Here is a 15,941-nt window from a genome sequence, read left to right on the forward strand (position 1 = left end):
TATTCAATGTCCGTACCAAGCCCGATATGATCAAGGCATCATGACGAGCTATCCGATGGTGACTGTATTTTGGCAATGAGCGCTTCTTCCGACACCACCGCGCAGGCACCCAGCCGGGCGCCCTGGCTCTGGATTGCCGCGCTGGCGCTGCTGGTGATCATCACGCGGCTGTGGATGTCTTCTGCCGTCTCGTGGGACCAGAACGAGCAACTGGTCTGGTCGCAACGGCTGCGGCTGGGCTACGGGCCGCAGCCACCGCTCTATACCTGGCTGCAATGGGCGGTGAACCTCGTTCTGGGCCCCACCACCCTGGCAGTGGTGCTGGTCAAGAACTCCCTGATCGCGCTGACCTTTGTGTTCATGCTGCTCGCGGCGCGCCAGGTGCTGCCGGAGCGCACGGCGTGGCTGGCGGCGGCGGGTCTTGCCTGGCTGCCGGGCATCGGCTGGCAACTGCTGCGCGACCAGACCCACACCGTCATGCTGACCTGTGCGATTGCCTGCACCTGGTGGCTGGTGCTGCGCCATGTCCGCAATCCGCGTCCGCTTGGCTTTGTATGGATCGGTCTGGCCGTGGCCTGGGGAATTCTGTCCAAGTACAGCTACGCACTCGTCGCTGTCGCCCTGCTGGTTGCGGCGCTGTCCGTGCCAGCCCCGCGCCATGCATTGCTGTCGCGCGGCTTCTGGCTGGCGCCGCTGGTCACCCTCGCCCTCGTGGCTCCGCATGCCTGGTGGGTGCTGGAGCACTGGGACAAGGCCAGCGGCTCGACCCTCGACAAACTGCATCCCGCCGATACGCCCTCGCGCCTGCACGGGCTGGCCACCGGCTCAGGCGACCTGCTGGCCTTCTTGCTGCTGGCGGTGCTGCCCTGGCTGCTGATGGCTGCCTATACGCTGGGAAGGTTCTGGAAAACGCCTCGGACATCCGCTGCACCCGCCGCATCCACCAGCCACCAACGCCCCGGCACCCTGCCATGGGTAGAGCCCTTGCTGCGCCACTACGCGATCGTGGTGGTTGCGGTGCTGGCGTTGATGGTGCTGGCAGGGGCCTCCAAGTTCGATGGCCGCTGGATCCAGCCCCTGCTGCTGATGGCTCCGCTGTGGGTGCTGTCGCGCTGGCCCCAGGCAGGCAACAACGAGAGGGGTGCACGGCGCTATCTGGCCGCGTGCCTGGCCATGCTGGTGCTGATGTGCTCGATTGCCATGCTCGCGCCGCTGCGCGATGCCCAGCGAGGCAATGGCGACCGGCTGAACTGGCAGCTGGATGCCATTGCAGCCAGCCTGCGCCAGGCCGGCTTCAATGGCCAGGGCATGATTCTGGCCGAGCACCACACCACAGGCGGCGTGTTGCACATGCTCTTTCCGCAGGCCAAAGTGGTGGTCTGCGACGCAGACGACCCCGGCTTTCACCTCGGATGCGCCTGGCGCAAAGCGGAGAAGGCCCGCGCGAAAGGCCTGCCCCTGTTGCAGGTATCGACCGAAACCCCGGCGCCCGACGCCTGGTGGTGGGCGGCCTGGCCGATCGGCAGCATGCCCGAGCGCCGGGTCTACAACCTGCCCTACCGCTGGACCGACCCGGACCAGGCGCGCATGAAGCTCGAATTCATTGTCTATCCGGCAGACCCCTCCGCCGCTGTGTCCACTTCAGCTGCTGTACATCCTGCCTTGCATGCTTCTGCGCACAACCACCTGCAATGACGACCATCACCACCCACCAACACTGGATGACCATCCCTGAGGGGCGGCTTTTTGCGCAGTCATGGACGCCTTCTGACAGTGCAGGCAGCGAAGGCAGCGCGCCCATCGTGATGCTGCATGAGTCGCTGGGCAGCGTCGCGCTGTGGCGGGATTTTCCGGCCCAGCTGGCACAGGCCACGGGTCGCCGGGTGGTGGCGTACGACCGGCTGGGTTTTGGCCAGTCCGATGCCCGTCAGGGTCTGCCCGATCTCGATTTTGTGGCACAGGAAGCCACGCGGTACTTTCCTGCCATGCGCGAACAGTTGCAACTGGCAAGCTATGTGCTGCTGGGCCACAGCGTGGGCGGCGGCATGGCGGTGGAAATTGCCGCGCGCGCTGGCAGCGAATGCCGGGCCGTGGTCACCATCGCCGCGCAGGCGTTGGTGGAGCCCCATACACTGGCAGGCATCCGCGAGGCACGCGCCCGGTTTCAGGAGGCCGAGCAGCTGGCGCGCCTGGCCAAATACCATGGCGACAAGGCGCGCTGGGTGGTGGACGCCTGGACGGAAACCTGGCTGAGCCCGGCCTTTGCCGACTGGTCGCTCGACAACAGTCTGCCCCGACTCACCTGTCCGCTCCTGGCCCTGCACGGCGAGCTGGATGAATACGGTTCCACTGCCCAGCCCGCCCGCATCGCCCAACTTGCCGGCGGCGGCGGGCTTTGCGAAATTCTGCCCGGTGCGCGCCACATGCCGCACCGCGAGATGCCCGAGCAGGTGCTCTCGCACATCACGCAGTTTCTGAAGAACATTTGAAACTACAAAAACAATAGCTGCTGGCGCTTTGCAGGAGAGCGCCAGCAGCTATTTTGATGACTATCTACCTGTAATCATCAGTAGGCCACGGTAAACCGCTGCTGCAGATGCGTCTCCTGCTCCAGTGCATCCACCAGCGCCACCGCCAGATCCTGCACCGAGATATCGCCGCTCTGGCCGTCCGCCTGCATCAGCGGCTCGTCCCTGCCGGTGCGGTACTTCCCCGTGCGGCCCTGTGCCTGCGCCGCAGACCCGCCATGAAAACCTACGGCAGGGCTGAGCACCGTCCAGTCCAGGCTGTGCTCCTTTTGCAGCTCGGTGTACATGTCACGCGCCGCGCTGGCACCCGGCTTGATGGCGGCGGGAAACTCGGGCGAATCCACCAGTTGCTGGCCGTTGACGAACAGGCTGCCTGCGCCGCCCACCACCAGATAGCGCTTGATGCCTGCTGCCTTGACGCCTTCCACAATGGCGCGCGAGCCGCGCATGAAGTCGTCATAAATATGCGGATTGGTCCAGCCCGCGTTGTAGGCGCTCAGCACGGCCTCGCTGCCTGCCACTGCGCTTTTCACGGCCTGGGCGTCCATCACATCGGCCTGCACCACTTTCAGGTGCGGCTGCGCGGCGATTTTTTCGGGCTGGCGCGCAAGCGCCACCACTTCGTGGCCGCGTTGCAGCAGCTCGTTCAATACGGCTGCGCCGACAAATCCGGTAGCGCCAATCAGTGCGACTTGCATGGTGAGTTCCTTGGTCAAAATGAAGGGTAGGCGTCTGGTGCGCCTGTGGTGTGCGTAGGTCTCTACTGTAGATTGCGGCCGCTCATTTGATAATTCATCAATTTCTGCAATGATTGTTTAGCTCTACTTCAAAATTACCCCATGGAAGACCTCAATCGCATGGCCGTGTTCGCCACCGTGGTGGAGCAAGGCTCGATGAGCGCCGCCGCGCGTGCGCTGGGCATGACGGCCTCGGCCGTGAGCCAGCACATTCGGCAGTTGGAAGCGCAATCGGGCCTGCCACTGCTGCAGCGCACCACCCGCAAGCACAGCCTGACCGATGCGGGGCAGCGCTTCTATGCGCAGTGCGCCGTCATGCTGCAGGCGGCCCGCCAGGCCCGCGCAGAGCTGGAAGCCGAACGCGAAGAGCCGATTGGTGAACTGCGCATTGCCGCCGTGCTGGGCCTGGCCGCCCCACTGGGCCGCGCGCTGGCGCCCCTGCTGCATGCCCACCCACAGCTGCGCCTGCAACTGCTGCTGGACGATGCGCACACCGATCTGGTCTCGGAGCGCATCGACCTCGCCGTGCGCCTGGGCAGCCTGCCCGACTCCACCTGGGTGGCCCGCCCACTGGGCCGCCTGCCCTGGTGGATCTGCGCAGCGCCCATCCTGCTGGGCCCGCAGGCCCAGTTGCCCGAGCAACCTCGGCAGCTGGGAGCCCTGCCGTGGATCGTGCGCAACACCGGAAAAGCCCTGGTGACCGAGTTGCGCCTGCAGCACCCTGCCACGGGCGCTGTCGCACAGTTGCAGACCACGCCGCGCATCATCTGCAACCAGCAACAGGGCCTGCAGCAGCTGTGCAGCGAAGGCCTGGGCCTGGCCAAGCTCTTTTCGCTGGACGTTGCCGAGCCCGTGGAGAGCGGCCAGTTGCTGCGCCTGCTGCCCGACTGGGACTGCGGCAGCCTGGACATCTGGGCCATCACGCCCCAGCGGCACGCCCTGCCGGCGCGTGTGCGCCTGGCACTGGCGGCACTGCAGGCTCACTTTGCGCCGCTGGCCATGGAAGAACGTGCCTTACGATCTCCTCGCGTGTAGAGATCGTAAACACCTTCTAATGGTCCCTGTGCGCTACCGCGCAAGCCCTGCGGCGCGTCTTTCCATCCGGTGGCGGCCCCAGTTCATCAACAGCATGCCCAGGATGGCCAAGGCGCCGCCATGGAGCAGCGATGCGGTGAAGGGTTCGTTCAGCCAGAGACTGGAAAAAACCATGCCAAACAAGGGCACCAGCGCCATATAGGCTGCGGCGGCTCCGGCTCCCAGCGCCTTCACACCGTTCAGGTACCAGGCGTAGGCCAGCGCCGTGGCGCCGAAAGCCAGCGCCGCAATGCCGAACCACGCCTGGACAGGCGCGTCTGCCAACCTCCCCCACGCCGCAGGCCCCTCCAGGGCCAGGCTTGCTGTCAGCAGCAGCCCGGCACCGATGGCCGCAGTCACGGTCGTGGTGGTGAGCGGATCGACACGGGCCAGCACCATCCGCCCCATCAAGGTATAGGCCACCCAGCAGGCCGCGCAGCCCAGCAGCAGCAACTCCCCCGCACCAGCGGTCGGAGACTGCAACAAAGACAGAGATCCGCCACTGAGTGCATACAACGCACCTGTCACGGCCAGCACCAGGCCCAGACACATGGGCGTGTTGACAGCTTCACGAAACAGCAGCACGGCAAAAAGCATGGTCAGTACCGGGTTGAGGGCCACCACCATCGCCGCCTTTCCCGCTGGCACTGTTTGAAGCGCCAGCATGAAGAACACCGAGTAACCAAGCACGCCCACGGCGGAAGCGCATGCCAACCCCATCCACTGCCGCGCGCCAAGGACGCGCAGTGCGCCTGTGCGCCCGCTGCGGTGCAGCCACAGCAAAAGCACTGCACTGGCCAGAAGAAACCGCAAGCTGGCTGCAGCAAGCGGCGGCATGGACTGCGCGACTATGCGCCCCCAGGGCCAGGAAGCGCCCCATAAGGCAGCCATGCCAACCAAACCCCAGTGTGTGGAATACCGTGATGCGTTCATGAGGCGTTACTATCCGCTTATTGACGTTCATCATCAAATGAGCAAACACTCATGACATTCGCACAACTGGAAATCTTCTCGATGCTGGCCCGAATGGGAAGCTTCTCCCGCGCTGCCGCCGCGCTGGGCATTACCCAGAGCGGCGTGAGCCATGCCATCAAGCAACTGGAGACGGAATGGGGTGCCAGCCTGTTCGACCGCGACGGAGTTGCTGCGAACTTGACCAAGGTGGGTGCCCGGCTGCTCACCCGTGCGAACGACATTCTTCAGCAAAAAGATGCCCTGCAGCAGGAGGCGCTTGCGGAGCGCGGCATTGCACGCGGAACCCTGCGCATTGCCTCGTTTGGTGCCACTTCATCGCTGCAGCTGCTGCCCGGGCTCATGGCGCGCTACCAGCAGGCCCATCCATTCGTCGAAGTGCAGATTGAGGAAGCGCAAGACAGCGTAGTGGTGCAATGGCTGCTGGAGCGGCGTGTAGAGCTGGGCTTTGTGGTGCTGCCCGACGAGCGCTTCGACACCCTGCCCCTGGCAGAAGACGAACTGGTGGCCGTGCTGCCCGCCACACATGCCCTGGCCCGCAAGGCTGCCATCTCCGCCATGGATTTTCATGGCTTGCCATTCATCCGCACCTCTGCGGGCTCTGGCCCGTACATCGACGCCTTTCTGGCGGGCGAAGGCGCGGTGCCCAGAACCCTGTTTCGGTTCGAGCAGCTCAGCTCAATGATGGGCTTTGTGGCGCAAGGCAATGCGGTCACCATCGCGGCCCGCCTGGCGTTGCCGGAGGCGCCGGATGGCGTCGCCTACCGCAGCCTGGAGCCGCCCCGCCGCCGGGAAATTGCGCTGGCCGCCCTGCACTTTGACAGGCTCTCGCCCGCTGCGCGCGCCTTCATCGACCTGGCACGCAAAGCGCGAAAGCTGGTGGTGCCGGAGAATATCAGGAGTTAGCTCAACGCTGCGGCTTTGGCGCGAAGGTGCCCACCCAGTACCAGCTGGCAAAAGCGCACCACAGCACACCCGCCACGGCAATGCCGCCGCCCACGGGCCCCAGGTACTGCAGGCCCCAGTGCGTACCGATCTGGCTACCCAGCAAGGCGCCTGCGCCAATCCCGACGTTGAAGAGGCCCGAGAACAGTGACATGCCCACATCGGTGGCGTCCGAGGCCAGGCGCAGCACCTTGGCCTGCAGCGGCAGCACCATGCACAGCATGGACACCCCCCACACTGCGCACACCGCATACAGTGCCAGCGGCCATTGCGTGCTGGGCAGCAGCAGCCACAGACAGGCCGTCAGCACCGCCATGGCCGCCAACAGAAAACCGCGCGGCCAGCGCAGGCCTATTGCGCCGAACAGCACACTGCCCACAATGCCCATGCCCCCATACAGCAACAGGACCCAGGTGGTCACATCATTGGACAGGCCCGCAGCACGCTGGATCAAGGGCTCGATATAGCTGTACACGGTGAACTGCGCGGTCACCATCACAATCAGCAGCGCGTAGGTAGCGGAGAGGGCCGGGCGCTTGAGCAGCATCGGAATGCTCCGGGCCGAACCTGCGTTTTCGCTGGGCAGCAATGGCAGCAGGCGCCACAGCACCAGCATCACCGCCAGGGCAACCAGGCCGATGCCGCCAAAGGTGGTGCGCCAGCCCAGGGCTTCGCCCACCACGCGGCCCAGCGGAATGCCGAGCACCATGGCCAGGGTCGTTCCCGTGGCCAGCAAGCCCAGTGCCTGGGGCTTCTTGCCCTCGGGTGCAATGCGCACGGCCAGAGACGCGGTGATGGACCAGAACACCGCATGCGCCAGCGCAATGCCCATGCGGCTTGCGAGCAGTACCGGGTAGTTCCAGGCAATGGCAGATACACCGTGGCTGACAACGAACAAGGCAAACACACCCATCAACAGCTTGCGGCGCTCGACATTCTTGGTCAGCAGCATGCAGGGCAAGGAAGTGAGGGCAACGATCCAGGCGTAGATGGTCAGCATCAGGCCGACGCGCTCGGTGGTCATTCCGTAGCTCGCGCCAATGTCGCTCAGCAGGCCCACCGGTACAAATTCGCTGGTATTGAAAACAAAGGCGCCCATGGCCAGGGCGATCACACCCAGCCAGGCTTGCTGGCGGGTCAAAGAAGAAGATTCAGTCATTGCAAAAGGGGTTCGCCAACCTGCCCGCCTTGCGCGACAGTCGCCCTTCCAAGGGCTGCCTGGCGATGAAAAAGCCGCTGCGCCGAAGCGGAAAACGGCTCGCCAGTGTGCCAAAAAATGACCGTGGCACCCGTGGCGTGCACAAAAGCCCTCTTTGCCTCTCCAGCAAAACCGTCTGCGCTCACTGCATCAACCCCATCGCAGAGGCAGACAGACCGTGACGCGAAACCGCCGCCCCTCATCCACGGTTTCCGTGGTCAGTGCGGCCCTTTGAGGAAATTGCAGCGCGATACGCTCACGCACATTTCTGAGGCCAATGCCTGTGCCATGGCTGCTTCGACCTGCCGAAGGACAGAAGTCGTTTTCCACCACCAGCAGCAACCGATCTTCGGCCACGCGCGCGCTCACCGCAATCTCCACCAGCCCGGGCATGCTGCAGACACCGTGCTTGACCGCGTTTTCCACCAGAGGCTGCAGCACCAGTGCAGGCACCAGCGTATTCCCCAGTGAGACAGGCACATCGATGCTCACCCGCATGCGATCAGAAAACCGCTCTTGCTCGATATCCAGATACCGTTGCTGCATCGCAACTTCCTCCCCTAGAGGAATATCCGCAGAAGGATCCAGCGTAAGCGTGGCACGCAGATAGCTCGATAGAGACAGCAGCATCGTCCGTGCCTGGTCCACAGCCCTCTCCTCCATCAACCCCGCCAGCGCGTTCATGGTGTTGAACAAGAAATGCGGGTTGATCTGGTAACGCAGTGCGCGCATCTGGGCATTCATCGCCTCTTCGCGCCAGGCATGCATGCGCCGCTCGCGCTCCATCAGGTCAGCGCTGAAGAGATAAGCCACCAACAGGCAGCACCAGCCAAAGACCAGTGCCGAACCGTACAGCATGTTGTAGCTGAAATCGCGCAGGTCGAACGCAGCTTGCGATGATTCATACACGTTGAGGCTTTGGTCCATCAGGCCAAAAATGCATGCCGCCCCCAGCGACAGTGCGACGGACTGGGCGGCCATCGAGCGAAGGCTGCGGCTCCTGCTCCACAGCAAGGCCAGCGAAACGGCCATGATCAAGACCGGCGCAAGCGCGAACAACGTCATTCGGGCGGCAGTCAGCTCGTAACGCTCGCCCCCCAGAAAGCCACGCATCACCGTCGTGAGGAAAATGATGGCCACACAGTACCCGGCAGCCAGCCAGATGCAGGCCCGCAGAATTCTGCGCCGCTCCCGACTCGGTCCCGTTGGAACTGTCGAATGCGGTTTCTCGGGGCCATCCTCGGGAAAGGGCGAAAATCGCATGCGATGAGGCTCCTCGGGCCTGGGCGGCGCCTGCGGCGCCAACAATCTTGATAACGGTCATTATCCCAATCGGATCGCCGGCGCGCATGGCGAGGTTGTGCAACTGGCTGCGAAAATTGCTTTCCACCGACTGCACGCTATGGGAAGTTGACTGGCCCGGCCTCCATCAAATACCTGCTTGCAGCAGAAAGAAGATGCCATTGGCGACCGCTTCTTCACTGACCTGAGCACGGGCATCGCTTTTTTTCCGAGTGCGTTGTGGCTGGAATCAGGCAGGAGCTTGGCCCCTACAGCCCCGTGTGGGTGGACCACCAGCCATATGAATGCTTCCTCCATCTCCCACAAAAGCCATTCGAGGTGTGCCGACAGAATGCGTCGGGGCGATGCTCCTCGTCTGTGCCGGGGCGCAGCAATGGCCCGATTCACATTCCCTGACGGGGAGTGGCTTTGCCTGGGATCAGGCCCGCCACGACCCGTCTGGATATGCCGTTGCTATGTTGGGGGCGCCAAGCTGGGGGCGCTTGACCGGGGGCGCTTGGCCGGGGGCGCTTGGCCGCGGGCGCCAAGCCCTGTGGCAGGTTTGTATTGCCCGTAGCCTCGTCCGGCACAACCCGGCGCCTCTTCCCCGACGCATGTCTGCGATTTGCCGGGTGGTGTGGATGGCTCTTATTGCTTCACGCGCTTGAGCGTATTGCTATCCGAATGGCTGAAGTCTTTGCCGTAAATGGTAGTTAATGTCACCTGGTTATATTTCATGTCATCGCCATTGACTGCCATGGACATATTGAACATACGGGTGGTGCCATTGTTTTTCATGAATATACTTTCGGCAATTGCCCGGTCGGTGCCGACTTCAAATTTATTCGGATCTTCCAATTTACCTTCGGCAGTAATACAAACCGCGCGGGGCACGCAATACGAGTGAAGGATTGTGTTGAATTTTTTATCCCAAATCCAATAACCAACCTGGTCATGAAATTTCTGCTTGTCTGATTTTCGGAATACTTCCTGGTGGTATTGCACCGTGACAAGTTCCTGCTCGCTGGCATTGGTGGCTCCTGCTCCAGGTACGATGGAGATGCGCTCAAAGTAGGGACTCACAGCGGGGGCGCCAATAGCACCACTCGATTTTTGTGCTGGAGCAACATCATTGCCTTTATCGCCTTCCCAAACACCGACCATTTTTGCAAGCGGGCCCAGGGGATTTTCTTCGGCCTTGACGACACCGCCTGCCAGAGTGGAACCAATAATTAAAACTGCTAGAAATTTACCATTCATACTTCTCTTCCTGTAAAGTTTTATTATTGATTTACGCCACCCCATTGCCTATTGCGATGGATCAATTGGCAAAAGATCCTCAGGAAAAGAAATGCAAAATTGTTTTTCCCCGTAATGGTGCGAAAAATCCCCGCTGGAGAATTTGCGGTAAAAGCAACACAGCATAAATGGGCTTGTAATGGAAGACGGCATCCATCTTGAGCGCTACCTGCCGGTACAGAAAAGCCCATTGCAGCGCTTGATTCACAAGCACTGCAATGGGCTCTCAGCACGCAGAGGCCTGATCCGGCTTACGCCGCCAGGCTGTGCAAAGGCTGTGGCCTGTGGGTTTGCTGCACCTCCAGCGAACGGTGCAGTTGAACCGTTGCGGCACAGGCCCGGGCCAGTTCCGTGCCTTTCTTGATGAAATGCTGGTGGAAGAAGTCGTGGTGCTCTTGCGAGTCGTGGAAATCGCGCGGGGTCAGCACGGCCGAGAACACGGGCACACCCGTATCCATCTGCACACGCATCAGGCCATCAATGACCGCTGTCGTCACGAATTCGTGGCGATAGATGCCGCCATTGACAACCAGGCCACAGGCCATCAGGCCCGCGTATTGGCCGGTCTCTGCAAGGCGCTTGAGCACCAGCGGAATCTCGAAGGCGCCAGGTACATCGATGAGATCGATCTGGTCTTTTTGCCAACCGAGTTCGGCCAGTTGGGCGACAGCCGCATCGCGCGCCTGGTGCACGATGTCGGCATGCCACTGCGCGCTGACGATTGCCAGCCTCTGGGCCTTGCCGATGGAATAGGAAATGGGGGACATCTGATTCATGGTGTGTATCCAATAAATTGACCTGAATCAGGGCACGCGAACGCAACACACACCTGCACGGCCGCACAGCGGCAATGCAGGCGCCATGGAGCGCACGCGATTCTCTTTCATCCGGACTGTGACCGTCGGCTCTGGCATCTCACCAGATCTGCTGACCCTGGTGACCATGCAGGCCCCCAGGCGCTCGCGGGCTGCTGCAGTCCAGCAGGTTGCTGGCCACAGATACCGCCGGTGGGGAATTGCACCCCGCCCTGAGAATGTTGTTCATTCCGAGAAATGACACCGGCATTGTAGGGTGCGCAGCATGCAGCCACTGTCACGCGGGTTTTATGCATGCCAAAGCAGCCATTCCCCGGTAGAAACAAAAAACCCGCCGAAGCGGGTTGTGTGGGTTCATGGTGCCAGAAAGCTTTATTCGCCGATAGGCGTCTTCTTGCCGGCAATGTAGTGGCTCAGCGTGTACAGAGGCACCTTCAGCTCGCCGTTGTCCTGGAAGGCGATCTTGGCGGTCACGCCGTTGTACTCGGACTTGCGCAGTTCAGGCAGGTACTTCTTGGGATCAGTGGAATCGGCGCGCTGCATCGCGTCGACGATCAGCATGGTCGCGTCGTAGAAGTACGGGCTGTAGACCTGGAACACGCCAGGGTTCTTCGCGTCGTAGCGCTTCTTCCACTCGACACCGCCGGGCATCTTGGCCAGCGAAGCACCGCCGTCAGCGCACACCACGTTTTCCAGCGTCTTGGTGCCGGTGGCCAGCTTGGCCAGCTCAGCCGTGCAGATGCCGTCGCCACCGAAGAACTTCACATTGGTCATGCCCAATTGCACCATCTGGCGCAGCATGGGGCCGGCTTGTGCATCCATGCCGCCGTAGAAGATCGCGTCGGGCTTCTTGGCCTTGATCGATGTCAAGATTGCCATGAAGTCGGTGGCCTTGTCGTTGGTGAATTCGGAAGCAACGATCTTGACACCCTTGGATTCCGCGTCCTTCTTGAACACGTTGGCCAGGCCCTGGCCGTAGGCGGTACGGTCGTCGATCACAGCGACGTTCTTGAGCTTGAGCGTATTGGCTGCGTAGCCTGCCAGCGCAGCGCCCAGCGCGTTGTCGTTGGCGATGATACGGAACACGCCTGGGTATGCGGGGCGGGTCAGCTCAGGGTTGGTAGCCGCACCGGTGATGAACGGCACGCCGCAATCGTTGAAGATCTTGGACGACGGAATGGCCACGCCCGAGTTCAGGATACCGGCCACGGCAGCCACCTTCTCGTCGCACAGCTTCTGTGCGGCAGCAGTGCCTTGCTTGGGATCGGCGGCATCGTCTTCGGCCACCACTTCAAACTTGATCTTCTTGCCACCAATCGTCACGCCCTTGGCGTTCAAGTCATCCACGGCGAAACGCACGCCGGTGACATTGTCCTTGCCGTAGTGGGCCTGTGGGCCGGACAGCGGACTCATCGTACCGATCTTCACCACCTCCTGCGCGCCAGCAGCAACTGCCATGCCGGCCACCACCATTGCCACTGCTGCTTTGATACCTTTGTCCATTGCGTAGTACTCCATCATCTGTAGTAGATCGCCATCCCCCGCTGCACCACACCGATGGCACCATGCCACCGCCTGCGCAGACTTTGATCGCGTGAACCAGATTCTTGTCCCGCAAAGCCCTGCACCGATATTAGGAGAATTCCTGTAAAAAAAGCGACACAGCCCGGACGAAATCGCATATAAGCCGCGCGCCCCAAGCTGCGGCACGAAATGCTGCTCTGCAACATCGCCGTTGGCCGCGTCGTGGCCCATCCTGTGATTTTTGAGCATCAACAATGATTGAACCAACGCGAACCCGTCTTATCTGTAGGCAATCCGCTACGCGCTGTTTTCTGTAAAGATAGGCAAAACCATCCATTCCACGGGGGCAGGGGTCAACCCCCTGAGGCGTTCAAGCGTATTTACATACATGGGCGAATGTTCGCCACACCTCGCACCCAGCAGTTAGCATGGAGGTATTTAGCAGGGTTGAGGGGCCGTCTCACACCAGTGAATGCCTCTGCCCTTGTCCGCATGAAAGGTCTCAAAACTATGAATCGTCGTCATTTGCTGAGCGTGGCTGCCATTGCCGGTACGCTGTTCGCCGCCACTGGCTGTGTTGCCACCGGCAGCGATGGCTACTACGGGGATGGCGGCTATGGCTATGGCTACAACCGCCCTGGCGATACCGTCTATGTACGCGACGGCTATTACGACGACCGCTACTACCGCGAACGTGACCGCGATCGCCAGCGCGCCGAACGCGAGCGCGAACGTGAACGCGAGGCCCGTGAGCGGGAACGCGACCGTGACCGCCAGGCGCGTGACCGCGACCGTGACCAGCGCGCCCGCGATGAAGACCGCCGCCGTGAACTCGATCGCCAGGCCCGCGAGCGTGACCGTGATCGCCAGCAGCGCGAGCGCGACAACAACCGCAATCGTTTTGGCAGCTCGCAGCAACAGGCCGATTGCGCCCGCTACCGCGACCAGGTCCGCTCGGGCAGCGACACCATCAACGTGCCATCCCATCCTTGCTGACAGGCAAATCGGTGCAGCGGGGCACCCGTGCCGCCGCACCGGCAGATTTTGTGGTTCTGCCAACCGCGAACCACCAGGAGAAACGAAACATGACTATCGCACGACTGGGCACCCTGATGGCCACCATCGCCGGTGCCGTATTGCTGACAGGCTGCGTCGTCGCACCGGTCGATGGCGCCTACTACACGGGTGATGCCTATTCCACCTATTCCAGCGGGTATGGCTACGGCTACAGCGGTTATCCCTACTATGGCGGATCGTCGCTGGTGATCGAAAGCTCGCCCACCTATGTGTATGGCGGCGGACGGCCTTACTACCGCCCCGGCGGTGGCTACTACCGCCCAGGTCACGGAGGGTATGACCGCCCGTCCTACCATGGCAACCGCCCCAGCTATGTCTCCCCAGGCACGGGCGCAAACATCGGACGCCCCATCGATGGCGGCGGCGCCCGCCCTTCGCGCCCCAGTGGCGGGGGCAGCCGCTTCACGCCGGGCTACCGGGAGACCCGTCCCCAGCAATGGCAGCGCTGACGCGCCCTGCCCGCCCATCACCTGGCACGGACAACTCAGAAGACCATGCGCCAACCCTCTGCATCGCCTCGCACCATGCATGCCGCCTTGCAAATCAGAAGCTGGGCGCTCGCCGTCATCGCTGGCACTGGCCTGTGGCTGGCAGGCCCCCATGGCGCGCAGGCGCAGGTGACCCGCTGCACCGACCCCGCTACGGGCAAAGTCACCTATACCGACGGTGAATGCGCGCGGGGTACCAGCGCCACCGAGATCGAGCGCCGCAAGACCGATGAGGAACTGGCCCAGGACCGCGCACGCGAGCGCGAAGCACTGCGCGCCAAGGCAGAGAGGCGCGAGCAGGAATTGGAACAGCGAAAGCTCGAAGCCGACGAGCGCACGGCCCAGAATGCAGCTGCCCGCAGCCAGGGCAGGCAGCGCCCCGATTACGCCAATTCGGCAGCCTGCCACCAGTCACGTGAGCGCTACACCGCAGCCTCCGCCGCAGCGGCAGACCGTAGCATGGGCAGCCAGGCACAGTTAGATGCCGCAAAGCGCCAGATGGAACTCGATTGCATGGGCCCTGACGCCTATGGCCGCCTCGAAGCCAGCCGCCCTGCGCCCTCCACGACTGTGGTCAACGACGATTATTGGGACCGCTATCCCCACGGGCGCCCCCATCCGCCCCGGCCCCAACCCCAGCCGGTGCAACCTGCCCCATCCATCACCCGCTGCGATGTGTTCAAGTGCGTGGATTCGCAAGGCTATTCCCACCCACGAGGGCAGATTGGCGAGACAGCCCCCCGCCCCGTACAGCCCAGCGTCAACCCGCGAAACTGCCGCAGCCAAGGCGGCAGCGCCGCTTGCTGACAAGGCAATTGCTCCTTTATTGATAGCTTCTTGTGCTTACCTGCAAAGCGCGAGAAGCTATTTTTTTGGCAAATCCTTTGACAACAGATATGCCGCTGCCAGGCCTTGCTGCACCGTCGGGTAGCGCAACCTCAGGCCCAGTTCCGTCTTCATGCGCCGGTTGGACACATGGCGCGATTCGCTCATGAAGCTCAGCAGCACAGGGCTGAGTTGCAGCGCCGCATCCGCCCGGCTGATGCGCGGCGGGCGCGGCAATTGCCACAGGTCGGCGGCCAGGTCGAAATAATCGCCCATGCGCAGGGCGGAATCATCTGCCACGTTGGTGGTGCGCTGTGGTCTGCCGCGCCACAGCGCCAGCGCCACGGCGCGCGCCAGGTCGTCCGCATGGATATGGCTGGTGAAGACATCGTCCTCTGCCCGCAACGCGGGCGTGCCCCGCAGCAGACGCGCAACCGGCGTGCCGCCCTCACGATCGCCTGCGTAAATGCCGGGGATACGCAGCACATGCACCCGCACGCCGCTGTGCTGAAAGCGCAGAGCCCAGCTCCGCAACTGGCTTTCGGCATCCACCCGCCGCAGCGCACGCGCCGTGGTGGCTCTGAGGGGCATGGCCTCATCCACCCAGGCGCCTTGCCAGTCGCCATACACGCCGCTGGTCGATCCGTACACCAGTGCTGGCGCGCTATGGGCCCGGCGCACCAGCGCCCGCAACAGATGGCGGGTGCGCCGGTCCTGCACGCTGGCTGCAGCCTCGCCTTCGGCGGATGCGATGGCAGCAGGCGGCGCCAGATGCACCACGCGCTGCGCCAGCCCTGCCAGCCGGCGCAGGCTGGTCACATCGTCAAGGTTGCCCAGCAGCGGCAGAATGCCCTGCGCGCGCAGTGCTGCGCACTTCTCTGGCGACGAGGTGAGCGCCCGTACCAAGGGTAGACGGTGACGGAGCTGCGCACCTTTTTTTGCTATCAAATTTGATGATTCAGCACTTACCAGATGAGCGCCAGCGGCCAGTTGCATCGAAACGCGGTGCTCCACAGGCTGCCACAGACGGGCCACGCGCTGGCCCACGTCGCCGCAGCCAACGATCAGCACACGTTGCCGCTTGAAGCGCGAAGGCAGCGCACGTGGTACACGCCGCACGCGCTGCGGTTTTTGAATTGAGGGCACAATAAGCTTTTCGGGGGAGTAGAAACACGCTC

At 62.7% G+C, this 15,941-nt stretch carries 15 protein-coding genes and 1 riboswitch; of the genes, 7 read left to right on the forward strand and 8 right to left on the reverse strand.

The annotated features are described in order from the left end of the window. Positions 1-75 precede the first annotated feature (75 nt). Positions 76-1,695: an ArnT family glycosyltransferase gene (locus tag ACH2DG_RS03125; protein WP_395024247.1), complete on the forward strand. Its 1,620-nt coding sequence runs from the start codon at positions 76-78 to the stop codon at positions 1,693-1,695. Continuing rightward, entirely contained in the window at positions 1,692-2,489 is a 798-nt protein-coding gene (locus ACH2DG_RS03130) for an alpha/beta fold hydrolase (RefSeq protein WP_395024248.1), read from the forward strand. Before ACH2DG_RS03125 ends, ACH2DG_RS03130 begins: the two co-directional genes overlap by 4 nt. A gap of 77 nt (positions 2,490-2,566) precedes the next feature. On the opposite strand, the gene ACH2DG_RS03135 is transcribed toward ACH2DG_RS03130, so the two are convergent. Further along, positions 2,567-3,226: an NAD(P)-dependent oxidoreductase gene (locus tag ACH2DG_RS03135; protein WP_395024249.1), complete on the reverse strand. Its 660-nt coding sequence runs from the start codon at positions 3,224-3,226 to the stop codon at positions 2,567-2,569. Positions 3,227-3,367: 141 nt separating this feature from the next. On the opposite strand from ACH2DG_RS03135, the gene ACH2DG_RS03140 reads away from it, so the two are divergent. Beyond that, positions 3,368-4,300: a LysR family transcriptional regulator gene (locus ACH2DG_RS03140; protein ID WP_395024250.1), complete on the forward strand. Its 933-nt coding sequence runs from the start codon at positions 3,368-3,370 to the stop codon at positions 4,298-4,300. 33 nt (positions 4,301-4,333) lie between these two features. Here the strand turns inward: ACH2DG_RS03140 and ACH2DG_RS03145 are convergent, their stop codons facing one another. After that, a complete protein-coding gene (locus tag ACH2DG_RS03145) occupies positions 4,334-5,272 on the reverse strand; it encodes a DMT family transporter (RefSeq protein ID WP_395024251.1) in 939 nt (312 codons plus the stop codon). A 51-nt stretch (positions 5,273-5,323) separates the two neighbouring features. On the opposite strand from ACH2DG_RS03145, the gene ACH2DG_RS03150 reads away from it, so the two are divergent. After that, a complete protein-coding gene (locus ACH2DG_RS03150; protein ID WP_395024252.1) occupies positions 5,324-6,217 on the forward strand; it encodes a LysR family transcriptional regulator in 894 nt (297 codons plus the stop codon). 1 nt (position 6,218) lies between these two features. Here ACH2DG_RS03150 and ACH2DG_RS03155 read toward each other — a convergent pair whose 3' ends face one another. From ACH2DG_RS03155 to ACH2DG_RS03175, 5 genes are all read right to left on the reverse strand, one after another. Further along, positions 6,219-7,415, reverse strand: coding sequence for a sugar transporter (locus ACH2DG_RS03155; protein WP_395024253.1), 1,197 nt, complete (start codon positions 7,413-7,415; stop codon positions 6,219-6,221). 189 nt (positions 7,416-7,604) lie between these two features. After that, on the reverse strand, positions 7,605-8,717 hold the full coding sequence (locus ACH2DG_RS03160) for a sensor histidine kinase (RefSeq protein WP_395024254.1): 1,113 nt from the start codon (positions 8,715-8,717) through the stop codon (positions 7,605-7,607). A gap of 666 nt (positions 8,718-9,383) precedes the next feature. Beyond that, positions 9,384-9,995: a heme-binding beta-barrel domain-containing protein gene (locus ACH2DG_RS03165; protein ID WP_395024255.1), complete on the reverse strand. Its 612-nt coding sequence runs from the start codon at positions 9,993-9,995 to the stop codon at positions 9,384-9,386. A 290-nt stretch (positions 9,996-10,285) separates the two neighbouring features. Then, on the reverse strand, positions 10,286-10,810 hold the full coding sequence (locus ACH2DG_RS03170) for a 6,7-dimethyl-8-ribityllumazine synthase (RefSeq protein WP_395024256.1): 525 nt from the start codon (positions 10,808-10,810) through the stop codon (positions 10,286-10,288). 95 nt (positions 10,811-10,905) lie between these two features. Then, positions 10,906-11,073, reverse strand: a riboswitch (FMN riboswitch). Between the two features lie 148 nt (positions 11,074-11,221). Then, entirely contained in the window at positions 11,222-12,352 is a 1,131-nt protein-coding gene (locus tag ACH2DG_RS03175) for a branched-chain amino acid ABC transporter substrate-binding protein (RefSeq protein ID WP_395024257.1), read from the reverse strand. A 531-nt stretch (positions 12,353-12,883) separates the two neighbouring features. On the opposite strand from ACH2DG_RS03175, the gene ACH2DG_RS03180 reads away from it, so the two are divergent. The 3 genes from ACH2DG_RS03180 to ACH2DG_RS03190 all read left to right on the forward strand — a co-directional run bounded on the left by ACH2DG_RS03180 (position 12,884) and on the right by ACH2DG_RS03190 (position 14,745). Further along, positions 12,884-13,369 (forward strand): hypothetical protein, encoded by a 486-nt coding sequence (locus tag ACH2DG_RS03180; RefSeq protein WP_395024258.1) that lies wholly within the window; start codon positions 12,884-12,886, stop codon positions 13,367-13,369. Between the two features lie 89 nt (positions 13,370-13,458). After that, complete coding sequence (locus ACH2DG_RS03185) at positions 13,459-13,899, forward strand: hypothetical protein (protein WP_395024259.1); 441 nt, start codon at positions 13,459-13,461, stop codon at positions 13,897-13,899. Positions 13,900-13,944: 45 nt separating this feature from the next. Next, positions 13,945-14,745, forward strand: coding sequence for a DUF4124 domain-containing protein (locus ACH2DG_RS03190; RefSeq protein WP_395024260.1), 801 nt, complete (start codon positions 13,945-13,947; stop codon positions 14,743-14,745). Positions 14,746-14,802: 57 nt separating this feature from the next. Here ACH2DG_RS03190 and ACH2DG_RS03195 read toward each other — a convergent pair whose 3' ends face one another. Then, a complete protein-coding gene (locus ACH2DG_RS03195; RefSeq protein ID WP_395024261.1) occupies positions 14,803-15,909 on the reverse strand; it encodes an NAD-dependent epimerase/dehydratase family protein in 1,107 nt (368 codons plus the stop codon). Between the last annotated feature and the right edge of the window lie 32 nt (positions 15,910-15,941).

Origin of the sequence: Comamonas odontotermitis (assembly GCF_040396735.1) — a bacterium.
Taxonomy (GTDB): Bacteria; Pseudomonadota; Gammaproteobacteria; order Burkholderiales; family Burkholderiaceae_C; genus Comamonas; species Comamonas odontotermitis_C.

Excerpts from the sequence above, each read along its gene's own strand:
- ACH2DG_RS03135 (WP_395024249.1), bottom strand. The coding sequence starts at position 3,226 with ATGCAAGTCGCACTGATTGGCGCTACCGGATTTGTCGGCGCAGCCGTA.
- ACH2DG_RS03190 (WP_395024260.1), top strand. The coding sequence starts at position 13,945 with ATGCGCCAACCCTCTGCATCGCCTCGCACCATGCATGCCGCCTTGCAA.
- ACH2DG_RS03145 (WP_395024251.1), bottom strand. The coding sequence starts at position 5,272 with ATGAACGCATCACGGTATTCCACACACTGGGGTTTGGTTGGCATGGCT.
- ACH2DG_RS03150 (WP_395024252.1), top strand. The coding sequence starts at position 5,324 with ATGACATTCGCACAACTGGAAATCTTCTCGATGCTGGCCCGAATGGGA.
- ACH2DG_RS03180 (WP_395024258.1), top strand. The coding sequence starts at position 12,884 with ATGAATCGTCGTCATTTGCTGAGCGTGGCTGCCATTGCCGGTACGCTG.
- ACH2DG_RS03130 (WP_395024248.1), top strand. The coding sequence starts at position 1,692 with ATGACGACCATCACCACCCACCAACACTGGATGACCATCCCTGAGGGG.
- ACH2DG_RS03175 (WP_395024257.1), bottom strand. The coding sequence starts at position 12,352 with ATGGACAAAGGTATCAAAGCAGCAGTGGCAATGGTGGTGGCCGGCATG.
- ACH2DG_RS03155 (WP_395024253.1), bottom strand. The coding sequence starts at position 7,415 with ATGACTGAATCTTCTTCTTTGACCCGCCAGCAAGCCTGGCTGGGTGTG.
- ACH2DG_RS03165 (WP_395024255.1), bottom strand. The coding sequence starts at position 9,995 with ATGAATGGTAAATTTCTAGCAGTTTTAATTATTGGTTCCACTCTGGCA.
- ACH2DG_RS03170 (WP_395024256.1), bottom strand. The coding sequence starts at position 10,810 with ATGAATCAGATGTCCCCCATTTCCTATTCCATCGGCAAGGCCCAGAGG.
- ACH2DG_RS03185 (WP_395024259.1), top strand. The coding sequence starts at position 13,459 with ATGACTATCGCACGACTGGGCACCCTGATGGCCACCATCGCCGGTGCC.
- ACH2DG_RS03160 (WP_395024254.1), bottom strand. The coding sequence starts at position 8,717 with ATGCGATTTTCGCCCTTTCCCGAGGATGGCCCCGAGAAACCGCATTCG.
- ACH2DG_RS03140 (WP_395024250.1), top strand. The coding sequence starts at position 3,368 with ATGGAAGACCTCAATCGCATGGCCGTGTTCGCCACCGTGGTGGAGCAA.
- ACH2DG_RS03125 (WP_395024247.1), top strand. The coding sequence starts at position 76 with ATGAGCGCTTCTTCCGACACCACCGCGCAGGCACCCAGCCGGGCGCCC.